The following is an 11,998-nucleotide window of genomic DNA, read 5'->3' on the forward strand; positions in this document are numbered from 1 at the left end:
CCTTTAGTATTTATACCAATTTACGCCTGTCTAAACCGGCTCAGGAACTCCACCGTCTTTGCATTCTGCGGGTGCTCAAAGATATCGGCGGGGGTGCCTTCCTCACAGATGACGCCGTCGGCCATGTAGACAACGTGGCTCGACACGTCGCGGGCAAAGGCCATCTCGTGGGTGACGACGATCATCGTCAGACCCTCCTTCGCCAGCTGGCGCATAACGGCCAGGACCTCACCTACCATCTGGGGGTCAAGCGCAGACGTCGGCTCGTCGAACAGCAGCACTTCGGGCTGCATGGCCAGGGCGCGGGCGATCGCCACGCGCTGCTTCTGGCCGCCGGAAAGCTGGCGGGGCTTGGCGTGGATATAGGGTGCCATGCCGACCTTTTCCAGGTTTTCCAGCGCGGTCTTCTGCGCAGTTTCTTTATCCTGGTGCAGCACGTAGCGCAGGCCTGCCGTGCAGTTGTCCAGCACAGTCATGTTGTTGAACAGGTTGAAGCTCTGGAACACCATGCCCACCTTGGCGCGGTAGGCGCAGGGGTCAGATCCCTTGGCGGTGATGTCGTTGCCGTGGAACAGCACTTTGCCGTTCGTGGGCGTCTCCAACAGGTTGATGCAGCGCAGCAGGGTGGATTTGCCGCTGCCGGACGCACCGATGATGCAGGTGACGTCACCCGCGTTGACGGTAAAGTCAACGTCACGCAGGACAACGTGGGTGCCGAAGCTCTTGGAGAGGTGGCGCACCTCGATAACAGGCTCAGACATGGGCTGCACTTCCCTTCATATCCAGATTCTGGGACTCGTGGTTCGGGTCCGGGGCGTTGTACATACCGCTGGTGTAGGCCAGCGAGTCGGTGGTGTTCAGGTCGTAGTTCTGCGGGCCGTCCAGCGCTTTCTCCCACAAGCGCAGCAGATAGCTGGCAAACAGCGTCATCGTCAGGTAGATGACCATGACGATGGCCGCGCTCTCAAAGTAGGTGTACAGTGCGCCGACAACGCTTTTGTGTACAAAGAACAAGTCGGTGATGGAGATAACGGACAGAACCGACGTATCCTTGATGTTGATGATGAAGTTGTTGCCGATCTGCGGGATGATGTTGCGCAGTGCCTGGGGCAGAATGACGTGGATCATCGTTTGCCAGTGGTTCATACCGATGGCTTTTGCGCCCTCGGTCTGGCCCGGGTCAATGGACACGATACCGCCGCGGACTGTCTCGGCCATATACGCGCCGGTGTTGATGGACACGATGAAGAAGCCGGCCTGCCACATACCCATCTTGATGCCGAAAACCTGCAAAAGGCCATAGTAGATGAACACAGCCTGCACGATCATGGGCGTGCCGCGGAACAGCTCCACATAGCAGCGCAGGAAGATGTGCAGAATTTTCAAGAGCACGCGCTTCCACACCGGGTCGCGCTGCTTATCCACCGGGATGGTCTGCAATGCGCCGACCGCAAAGCCGATCAGGCAGCCGAAGAACGTGCCGACCAGTGCCAGCAGCAGGGTAGTGCCCGCGCCGCGCAGGTACGAGAAGCCGTACTTTTGCAGCACTGTGGCACAGTTTGCGAAAAAGTCTTGCATGAGAGTCTCCTTTATGTTTCCTCAACACCGAAGCCCCTGCCGCGCAAAACGGCAGGGGCGGACGGTATTAGTTGTCGCTCAGGGGCTGAACGCTGATGGCTTCATCCATCAAGGCATTGTAGTCGTCGGTGGTCATGGTGGCCAGCACCTCGTTGATGGCATCCTTCAGCGCGGTGTTGCCCTTCTTCATCGAGATGCCGATGTTGATATCCTCGTCGCTGACCTGGAAGTCACCGTCGCCGCCGCCGAAGTCCAGCAACGTGAAGTCGGGGTAGGCGACCAGTGCTGCCTGGCCGGTGGGGCGGTCGGTGACGACGATGTCGCAGGCACCGCTGTTCAGGGCCACCAGCATGGCGGGGGCCGTCTCCTGTGCGGGCAGGATGTTGGCGTTTTCGATCTGCGGCAGACAGGTATCATACCAGATGGTGCCCAGCTGGCTGGTAGCGGTTGCACCGGCCAGGTCAGCCACGCTGGCGGCGTTGGCGTAGGCGCTGTCCTTCTTGGTCAGCGTGATGATGGAAGCGTAGTAATAGGGGTCGCTGAAGTCAACCTGGGCGGCGCGCTCAGCCGTGATGGACTGACCGGCGATGACGCAGTCAACGTCGCCGCTCATGACGGCGGGGATCAGGCTGTCCCAGTCCAGCTTGACGATCTGAACCTTCTGGCCCAGGGCCTCGCCGATCTTCTTCGCCATCATAACGTCGTAGCCGTAGGCGTAGTCGCTGGAACCGCGGATCGCAACAGCGCCGTTGGAATCGTCGCTCTGGGTCCAGTTGTAGGGGGCGTAGGCGCACTCCATGGCAACGGTCAGGGTGGTGGGGTCGCCGTCGCCGTCCGGGGCACCGGCGGCGTCCGCAGCAGCCACGGTGCTCTCGGCGGCGGTGCTGTCAGCAGGGGAGACGGCGGAGGTGTCGGCGCTGGAGCCGCAGGCGGTCAGACCAACGGCCAGGACGGAGGCAAGGCCAAGTGCCATAGCATTCTTGAGTTTCATGGTTGCATTCTCCTTTAGATACTTAAAATTCCCTCATATTCATGCAAAAAGCCCCGGTGTTCCACTGTGCGGATCACCGGGGCCAAATGCCTTATGACTGCCGAATGGTGCAGTGTTGCGCCGCGCCATTGCGGCTGTATAAATATTACCCTAAGATGGTATATTTGTCAAGTGCTGTTTGGATTACGCAGCAACTTTTTCGCTGTCCTTCTCGCTGTTCTTGTAGCTCTTGACACTGTGAAAGACAATGTTCAGGCCCAGGACGATCAGCAGGATCGCGAGAATCAGCTGCAGGCCGTTGGCGATAAAGACAGCACCCCAGGTGGTCTCACCGGCAGGGATGGCGGTGGACGCAGCGGCGGAGATGGCCTTGACCATGGCAATCAGGCGCTGCACCAGAGCCGTGAAGGTGACGCAGAGCATGATGACCAGCGGCGGGAACAGCATCTTGTTGTTGCGGCCCGTGACCTTGAGGAAGACGCACAGGGTAGCCAGGACCAGCGCGCTCAGCAGCTGGTTGGCGGAACCGAACAGCGGCCAGATGTTGGCATAGCCGATCTGGGTCAGCAGGAAGCCGAAGGCCAGGGTGATGAAGGTAGAGAAGTAGACGTTGCAGAACAGCTTGCGCCAGCCCTCGGCATGCTCCATATCGTCAACGCTGAACAGCTCCTGGAAGCTCATACGGCCGATACGGGCCACGGCATCCAGACTGGTCAGGGCCAGAGCGGAAACGCACATCGTCATAAAGACGGTAGCGATGGAGACGGGCACGCCGAACATCTCAAAGAAACCGGCAACGCCGCGGCTGAAGATCTGGAACGGAGTACCGGCGGCAGGGGTGCCGTCCGCAGCGGCGGCAGCACCGGCAACACACAGGGCCAAAACAGCCAGCAGGCTTTCCAGCACCATGGCACCGTAGCCGACCTTGAGCATATCTTTCTCATTCTCAACGGTCTTGGAAGAAGTACCGGAGGAGACCAAGCTGTGGAAGCCGGAGACAGCGCCGCAGGCGACGGTGACGAACAGGATGGGGAACATGGTGCCCAGCTTCTCATTGTTGAAGCCGGTGAAAACAGGCAGGTTCATGGTGGGGTGGGCAACGACCAGACCGATGACCGCACCGGCAATCATAGCGCCAAACATGAAGGTGGTCATATAGTCACGGGGCTGCTTCAGCATCCACATGGGCAGGACGGCGGCGAAGAAGATGTAAACGAAGGTGATATAGCTCCAACCAGCCTTGCCCAGGATGATGGGGGCGTTCATACCGACCACAAAAGACAGCACGATGAAGGCGATGCCGATGACAGCCTCTTTCCAGCCGGAGAAGTTGAACTTCTTCTGGATGAAGCCGAACACAACGGCGAACACCATGAACATGATGGAGACCATACCGGCAGAGCCGTTGGCGAAGGCAGCCTCGACCTGTGCGCCCTCTGCATCAAAGGCGTTGAAGGTACCGGCGACCATGTCTGCGAAGGCAGCAATGACGATGCCGCAGAACAGCCAGCAGAACAGCAGGAACAGCTTGCGGCCGGTCTTGCCGATGTACTTCTCGATCAGCAGGCCCATGGACTTGCCGTCGTTCTTGACGGAAGCGTACAAAGCGCCGAAGTCAGTGACAGCGCCGAAGAAGACGCCGCCGAGCAGTACCCAGAGCAGAACAGGCAGCCAGCCGAAGGCAGCAGCCTGAATAGCACCGGTGACAGGGCCGGCACCTGCAATAGAAGAGAACTGGTGTGCAAACACAGTCCAGCCGTTGGTGGGAACGTAGTCTTTGCCATCCTCCAGCCGCACAGCGGGAGTTTTGGCGTTGGGGTCAACACCCCAGGTCTTGGCGAGCCAGCGACCGTATCCTGCGTACGCACATACCAGGACGACCGCGGCAATCAGAACGATTACAAGCGTATTCATTTGAACAGATCCCTCTTTCCTACTAGATTTTACAATCGCTTGTGCACTCTACTTTACTGCGCTGTTCGCAATTTGTCAACATGATGTTCATAATTTGGCAATGTGTAGGTTTTTGGTGCAAAATGTAGAAAATTTATGTCACGTTTTGTACAAGATGCGCCGTTGACAAAGTGTGCGGAAGGGGATAGTATAAAATATAGAAAGAGGATGAAACGTTTCCACGGAACCCCCAAAGGCCCCCTTTTGAGGAACGCTCCGCCCTCCGGCGCTATGCGCAGGTTCCCCCACATCAGGGGAGTCTGTCCTCAAGGGGAGGCTTTAGAACCTCTACTTAATTATATAAAGGAGAACCCACCATGAAACAATGGCTCAAAGACGCAGTATTCTATGAAATCTATCCCCAGAGCTTCTACGATACCAACGGCGACGGTATCGGCGACCTGCAGGGCATTATCGCCAAGCTGGACTACATCAAGGGCCTGGGCTGCAACGCTCTGTGGATCAATCCTTGCTTTGACTCGCCGTTTAAAGACGCCGGTTACGACGTGCGCGACTACAAAAAGATCGCCCAGCGCTACGGCACGAACGAGGACGCCGCCGCCCTCTTCAAAGCTGCCCACGAGAAGGGCATCCGTGTCCTGTTTGACCTCGTCCCCGGCCACACCAGCGAGGAACACGAGTGGTTCAAGGCCAGCTGCCGACCCGAAAAGAACGAATACTCCGACCGCTTCATCTGGACGGATTCCTGCTTTGCCAGCGGCGACGGTATGCCCTTCATCGGTGGCGAGACCGAACGCAACGGCACGTATATCCTGAACTTCTTCAAGTGCCAGCCTGCGCTGAACTACGGCTATGGAAAGATCAACCAGAAGTGGCAGATGCCCACCGACGACCCCGCCTGCGTGGCAACGGTGGAGGCCATGAAGGACGTCATGCGGTTCTGGCTGGACATGGGCTGCGACGGCTTCCGCGTCGATATGGCGTCGAGCCTTGTAAAGAATGACACTAAGAACAAAAAGTACACCTGCAAAATCTGGCGCAATATCCGGGATATGCTGGATGTCGAGTACCCCGAGGCCGCGCTCATCGCCGAGTGGAACGGCCCGCGCATGTCGCTGAAAAACGGCTTTGACATGGACTTTTATCTCAATTGGCAGGGCAACGGCTACAACTGGCTCATGCGCAACTATGACGGTGCGATGGACTCGAACCCGCACAACATCGGCAAGGCGTACTTCTGCAAGAACTCCGGCACCGGCATTGACAAATTTCTGGACGAGTACCTGCCGGCCTACAAGGCCACCCACAAGGACGGTCTGTGGTGCTTTATCACCTGCAACCACGACACGATCCGCCCCTCGGCCGGCCTGACTGTGGAGGAACTGCGCCTGGCCTATGCGACCCTCTTTACGCTGCCAGGTGCGCCGTTTGTCTACTACGGCGATGAAATCGGTATGCGCTACCTGCCGCTGCCCACCAAGGAGGGCGGCTACTTCCGCACAGGCTCCCGTACCCCGATGCAGTGGGATGACAGCGCAAACCACGGCTTCTCCACCGCTGACGCAAAGGATATCTACCTGCCTGTGGACACCGCCGAGGATGCCCCCACTGTGGCCGCCCAGGCCGATGACCCCGCCAGCCTGCTGAACAGCGTCAAGTCGCTGCTGGCCTTCCGCCATGCCCACAAGGACCTGAACTCCGATGAGCCGTTCAAGGTACTGTACGCACCCAAGGCCAAGGACGACTACCGTCCCTTTGTCTGGCAGCGCGGCGACCTGATCTGCGCCGTCAACCCGGCAGGCGTCTCCATTGAGCTGCCGCTGGAACTGGCCGAGGATCTGAAGATTCAGTACACCATCGGCCAGGCCGAGATCGTCAATGATACCCTGTCTCTGGGGGCGCAGAGTTTTGTAATTTTGGGGTGAAATGGAAAACCGCCCTGCAATTTTCCTATAAACATCCACGGGCGGATATGAGATTTGCCCCCTACGTGTAGGGGTCGATGTCCGCATTGGCCCGCGGGGCGTCGAGGACGCCGCCCCCTACAACAAAACAAACCCGCAATCTCGATGTTATAACCGGGATTGCGGGTTTTGCTATACTATTATAATGTCTTAATTAAAATTTCCTCCATCCCGCGCTTCGGTACGCAGTAGTTGCGGTTTTCATCGAGATAATACTTCACACTGCCGTCCTGTATTTCCACCAGGTGGCTCTCATGCGTCGGATACCCCAGTGCGACCATATAGCACAGCCGCAGTCCCTCGGGCAGACCCAGCAGCTTGGTCAGCGCGGGCCGGTCGATGGCCCCCATGATGCAGCTGCCAACGCCGTGTGCCCAGGCGGCAGCGGTCAGGCTGCCCAGCGCCAGGCCAATGTCCACATCGTTCGCACCGGGCAGACGGTCATCCTGCAAGATGGCGATAAACGCAGTGGGCTGCTCGTCGGGCTGCGGCGTGCCTTGCTCGCGGGGCAGGTAGGCGGCCCAATGCACCAGCGGCTGCACGGCGGCCACAGCGGCGGGGCTTTCCACAATACAATACCGCACGGTCTGGCGGTTCGCGCCGCAGCTGGCAATGCGGGCCGCATCAACGGCTTCGGTCAGAATCTCGGGCGCAACAGCCCGCTGTGCAAACCGCCGGTAGGTGCGGCGGCTGCGCAGAAATTCCATCATATCCATTTGGAGGCACTTCCTTATTATATAGAGTTCGTATTTTCATTATAACACGTTTCCTGTTCACGCATCAATCACCGTTGCCGTTTTCCCGATGCCCACCGTCGCTTCGGCGATCTTCCGCCAGCTCGCGCACCCGCATACGCCGTCGGCGGTCAGGCTGAACCGCCGCTGGCAGGCTTTCAGCGCGTTCTCGGTCGCCTTTCCGAAGATGCCGTCCAGCGTGTTGGTGGAATACCCCAGCGCGTTCAGCGCGTCCTGCAGGATCAACACATACGTGCTGCGGCTGCCGCGCCGCAGGGTGGGGTAGCCCGCTGTGGTGCTGCGGCACGCAGGCTTGCCGTACCGCCTGTCAAAATGGACCCAGGTCGGCGTCATCGAAAGCGGCTCCACATACCCCCACGCCCCGGTCCGCACGGCGGCCTTGTAAATCTTGCGGCGGTTCGCAGCGGTGGTGCGCTGCCCCACGTCAAAGGCCACGCCCGCGTAGTGCTGGCTCGTCGTGCCGTGGCCACCCTCCCAGATGCGCTTGAAAGCGTACCCCACCGGGATGCCGCTGCCGTAGGTGCGGCGGGTCAGATTCCACGCCTCCATGGCGGCGGTCGTCGTCCACAGCACGTTGGCTTTGCTGGACCCGCGGAACTCCCGAACCCGCAGTGTCGTGTCGGCGCTGTACGGCATCGGGTCGTTCTCGCTCAAATTGTAGCGGAAAAACTTGTTGTCGTAGGAATCGTACACATAGACTTTTGGCATACCCTATCCCTCCTGACATTCGCGGCAAAGTCCCTGCGCGGCCAGGCGCAGGCTTTCCCAGGTGTCGGCGTCCACAACGCCCAGCGGCTCCAGTCCGGCAGTCAGCTGGTAGCTTTCCAGCGCGGCCTGGGTCGCGGCGTCAAACTGGCCGCTCTCGGGCACAAAATCGGCGGTCTGGTCGACGGAGGCCACTACATTGAGCCACCGCTGCACCTGTAAAACGGCAGGGCCGGAGCTGCCCAGCGCCAGCGCCCCGGCGGGCCATACGCCGCCCGGTTTCGGGCTGGCCCCGGCGGGGCTGGCAGCCAGAAGGTCAAGCGCTGCCTGGCGGAACACAGCCCAATCGCCGGCGGTGACAACGCCAGTCTCGTCCAGCCCAAAGTACCGCTGCGCACTGCGCACGGCGATTTCCAGCTCGGGGTCAAAGGTACTGCCCGGTGTGCCGCCGGCCGTAAAGTTGATCTCCGGTATCCACTGGCTCAAGAACAGCAGCATCCGGTTCAGCCGCAGCACCTCCGCGCCTGTATCGCCGGGGCGCAGTGCCGCATCGGGTGCGGGCAGGCTGACCGTGCGCACCACCGGCCCGCTGGTGTCCAATGCCAGTGCGGCGTCATACAGGCTTTGGAAGGTCAGCCGCCCCACCACGCCGTCCACGGTCAGCCCGGCGCGGGTCTGCCACGCCTTGACAGCCCGGGTCGTCGCTGCGCCGAACTTTCCATCCACAGTCACGGTGGGCACATCGCTGTAATAGGCTGCCAGCCGCCGCAGGTAATACTGCACAGCCCGCACCGCGGTCCCGCTGCTGCCCTCCCGCGTCGTGGCCGTGAACTGCCCGGGTGCGACATTGGCTGCCACGATTTTGTTTGCCACCGCCAGGCCGACCTCTTTCAGCTTATTCCAGGTGCTGCGCCCGACGACGCCATCAGCCGTCAGCCCGAACAAACTCTGGAACGCCGTCACCGCACTGACCGTTGCTGCGCCGTAGCTGCCGTCCACGGTCACGGTGCGCAGGGCACTGTAATTGTCCGCTGCCAGCCGCAGCCAGAACTGCACGAGCCGTACCTCCATGCCGGTATCCCCGCGCCGCAGTGCCGTCCCGGGCCAGGCTGTGCCGCCCAAATCGCTCTGCGCGTCCACCCACGCGGCGTACAGCGCGTTCCAGGTCGTCTGCCCGACGACACCGTCCGCCGTCAGGTTTTGCTTTTGCTGGAACGCCCGCACGGCCCGCTCAGTCGCTGCGCCGTAGCTGCCATCCACGCTCACGCGTACCAGCGACGAATCGAACTGCGCCAGGTCGGAAAGCCAGAACTGCACCTGCTCCACGCTGCTGCCGGTGCTGCCGCGCCGCAGTACGGTCCCCGGCCAGCCGCCCGTGCTTTGGATGCCCTCGGCGGTCTCGCCCTCGCTGGTCAGTTCGGCCAGGTCCTTGACGCTGACGTAGATATAGCTGATTTTGTACCACGTCGCCTTGCCCACAATGCCGTCCGCCGTCAGGCCGAACTGCTTCTGGAATTTTTTCACGCTGTTCTCGGTCGCCTCGTCGAACGTCCCGGTCACGGCGGGCTTGCCGAAAGATGGGTAGTCCTTCGCGATGCGGGACAGCTGCTTTTGCAGGATGCGCACATGCGTCCCGGTGCTTCCACGCCGTAAGGGGCTGCCCGGGTAGCTGGACGGAATGGCCGCAATGTTGTTGGTCGTCACCAGCTGCACGCGGTTCCCATAATAGTAGCGCAGGATTTGCAGCGCGTTCAGCCCCTCCCGTGCACGGTCAACCGTGCCCCACTGCTTCATGCCCGGGCAGGTCACAGTCTTGCCGTCGCAGTACTCGGTAAAGTACGGTTCGACGTCGCCGCTGCGCTGCACAAAGGTGTTGAACAACTCGGCGGTCAGCCGCTCCATGACCGCAAACACCGTGCGGCCGTTGACATACGCCTGGTCGTACCCTGGTGAGCCTGTGATGTTGAAACTATATCCCCGGCTGGGGTACCACTCGGTCCAGATGCGGTTCAGCGCCAGGCTGACCTGGGCAATGATGTTGGCGCGCAGGGCCTCTTCCGGCCAGGAAAGCGTACCGCCACAAAATGGCATTGCAACGGCCCGCGAAAAATGCTATACTTAATTCATATAGTTTAAAGACAGGGAAAAGGGGAACGCAGATGAAAATAGGATTCGATAATGACAAATACCTTGCGATGCAGTCTGCCCATATCCGGGAGCGCATTGCCCAGTTTGACAATAAACTCTATTTGGAATTTGGCGGTAAGCTTTTCGACGACTACCATGCCTCCCGCGTGCTGCCGGGCTTCCAGCCGGATTCCAAGCTGCAGATGCTTTTGCAGCTGAAGGAGCAGGCCGAAGTCGTCGTCGTCATCAGCGCCGAGGATATCGTCGCCAACAAGATGCGTGGTGACTACGGCATTACCTACGATGTGGACGTGCTGCGTCTCATCGACGCGTTCCAGGGCGTGGGTCTGTTTGTGGGCAGCGTCTGCGTGACGAAGTACACCGACGCGCCTGAAGTCACAGCCTTTGAACAGAAGCTCAACGCACTGGGCATCCGCACCTTCCGCCATTACAAGATTCCCGGCTACCCCAACGATGTGGCCCATATCGTTAGCGACGACGGCTACGGCAAGAATGATTACATCGAGACCGAGCGCCCGCTCGTCGTCATCACGGCCCCCGGCCCCGGCAGCGGCAAAATGGCGGTCTGCCTGTCCCAGCTCTACCATGAGTACAAGCGCGGCGTCAAGGCGGGCTATGCCAAGTTCGAGACGTTTCCCATCTGGAACCTGCCGCTGAAGCACCCGGTCAACCTGGCCTACGAGGCCGCTACCGCCGATCTGAACGACGTCAATATGATCGATCCCTTTCACCTGGAAGCCTACGGCAAGACCACAGTCAACTACAACCGCGACGTCGAGATTTTTCCGGTCGTCAACGCCATGTTTGAACTGATTGCGGGCAAGAGCCCCTACCGTTCACCCACGGATATGGGCGTCAACATGGCGGGCAACTGCATCATCGACGATGAGGTCTGCCGCGAAGCCTCGCTGAATGAGATCATGCGTCGGTATTTCAAGTGCCTCTGTGACCAGAAGGCCAGCGGCATTGTCAAACAGGAGCGCTTTAAGCTGGAACTGCTGATGAACCAGGCAGGCATTGCGCTGGGCCAGCGCGAGGTCGAAAAACGCGCCCACGCCACGTCGGAGACTACCGACGGCAAACCCGCCGCTGCCATTGAACTGGCCGACGGCACCATCGTCACCGGCAAGACCGGCCCGCTGCTGGGCGCGGCATCCTCTGCATTGCTGAACGCCCTCAAGAAATTGGCAGGCATCGACCAGGAGATCGATTTGGTGTCCGCCCGCGCTATCGCGCCGATCCAGATGCTGAAAACGAACTACCTGGGCAGCAAGAACCCGCGCCTGCACACCGACGAGATTTTGATTGCCCTGTCCAGCTCGGTTTCCGAGAATGAGTACGCCGCCAAGGCCATGGAGCAGATTCCCAACTTGAAAGGTTGCGATATCCATTCCACGGTCATCCTGTCCAGCGTTGACGCCGATACCCTGAAAAAACTCGGCATGTACCTGACCTGCGAACCCACCTACGAAGAAGACGACCGTATGTACCATAAAAAGTAAGCAAAAGGGAGAGGGACAACCTCTCCCTTTTGCAGTAGGGGAGGGATTTATCCCTCCCGGCGGCCATCCCCTTATTGCCACATAATCTTTCGCAACCCCGGTAGGGGCCGGGCATGCCCGGCCCGCAACCTTGCCGTTACTGCAATTTAATCTTGCATTATTGTAGGGAGGGGGCTTGCCCCTCCGCTGCACATTGCCTTTATTGCCCCTTATTCCCGCCAGGTCGCCCATGTAGGGGCGGCATACATGCCGCCCCCCACCTTCCCATTACAACCCCTTGTACCTATCACCACCTACCACCCCAATATACACCTTGCCTAAAAATTGATCTCAAAATTTGTCAAAAAATCCGAAAAAACTGTTGACAAGAGTCATACTCCTTGCTATAATAATCAAGCTGTTTCGCGGCGGACACGCCGCGAAAAGCGCTTCATAACAGCC

At 59.6% G+C, this 11,998-nt stretch carries 9 protein-coding genes; 2 read left to right on the forward strand and 7 right to left on the reverse strand.

Annotation, left to right across the window (positions count from 1 at the left end; translation table 11 throughout):
- Positions 1-20: 20 nt before the first annotated feature.
- From GPK89_RS11465 to GPK89_RS11480, 4 genes are all read right to left on the reverse strand, one after another.
- Complete coding sequence (locus tag GPK89_RS11465; RefSeq protein ID WP_215693272.1) at positions 21-761, reverse strand: amino acid ABC transporter ATP-binding protein; 741 nt, start codon at positions 759-761, stop codon at positions 21-23.
- Entirely contained in the window at positions 754-1,578 is an 825-nt protein-coding gene (locus tag GPK89_RS11470; protein WP_215693273.1) for an amino acid ABC transporter permease, read from the reverse strand. Before GPK89_RS11470 ends, GPK89_RS11465 begins: the two co-directional genes overlap by 8 nt.
- A gap of 67 nt (positions 1,579-1,645) precedes the next feature.
- Positions 1,646-2,569: a transporter substrate-binding domain-containing protein gene (locus tag GPK89_RS11475; RefSeq protein ID WP_215693274.1), complete on the reverse strand. Its 924-nt coding sequence runs from the start codon at positions 2,567-2,569 to the stop codon at positions 1,646-1,648.
- Positions 2,570-2,752: 183 nt separating this feature from the next.
- A complete protein-coding gene (locus GPK89_RS11480; protein ID WP_215693275.1) occupies positions 2,753-4,483 on the reverse strand; it encodes a carbon starvation CstA family protein in 1,731 nt (576 codons plus the stop codon).
- A gap of 356 nt (positions 4,484-4,839) precedes the next feature.
- Here GPK89_RS11480 and GPK89_RS11485 point away from each other — a divergent pair, with 356 nt between their 5' ends.
- Positions 4,840-6,408, forward strand: a complete 1,569-nt coding sequence (locus GPK89_RS11485) for an alpha-amylase family glycosyl hydrolase (RefSeq protein ID WP_215693276.1) — start codon at positions 4,840-4,842, stop codon at positions 6,406-6,408.
- Positions 6,409-6,587: 179 nt separating this feature from the next.
- On the opposite strand, the gene GPK89_RS11490 is transcribed toward GPK89_RS11485, so the two are convergent.
- From GPK89_RS11490 to GPK89_RS11500, 3 genes are read right to left on the reverse strand one after another with little or no spacing between them, the layout of a single operon-like run.
- On the reverse strand, positions 6,588-7,163 hold the full coding sequence (locus tag GPK89_RS11490) for a nitroreductase family protein (protein ID WP_252261643.1): 576 nt from the start codon (positions 7,161-7,163) through the stop codon (positions 6,588-6,590).
- Between the two features lie 57 nt (positions 7,164-7,220).
- Positions 7,221-7,910, reverse strand: coding sequence for a peptidoglycan-binding domain-containing protein (locus GPK89_RS11495; RefSeq protein WP_215693277.1), 690 nt, complete (start codon positions 7,908-7,910; stop codon positions 7,221-7,223).
- Positions 7,911-7,913: 3 nt separating this feature from the next.
- Complete coding sequence (locus GPK89_RS11500; protein WP_215693279.1) at positions 7,914-9,998, reverse strand: peptidoglycan-binding domain-containing protein; 2,085 nt, start codon at positions 9,996-9,998, stop codon at positions 7,914-7,916.
- Between the two features lie 68 nt (positions 9,999-10,066).
- Between GPK89_RS11500 and GPK89_RS11505 the strand changes: the two genes are divergently transcribed.
- Positions 10,067-11,557, forward strand: a complete 1,491-nt coding sequence (locus tag GPK89_RS11505) for a DUF1846 domain-containing protein (protein WP_215693281.1) — start codon at positions 10,067-10,069, stop codon at positions 11,555-11,557.
- Positions 11,558-11,998 lie beyond the last annotated feature (441 nt).

This window comes from Gemmiger formicilis (assembly GCF_018784445.1).
Taxonomy (GTDB): Bacteria; Bacillota; Clostridia; order Oscillospirales; family Ruminococcaceae; genus Gemmiger.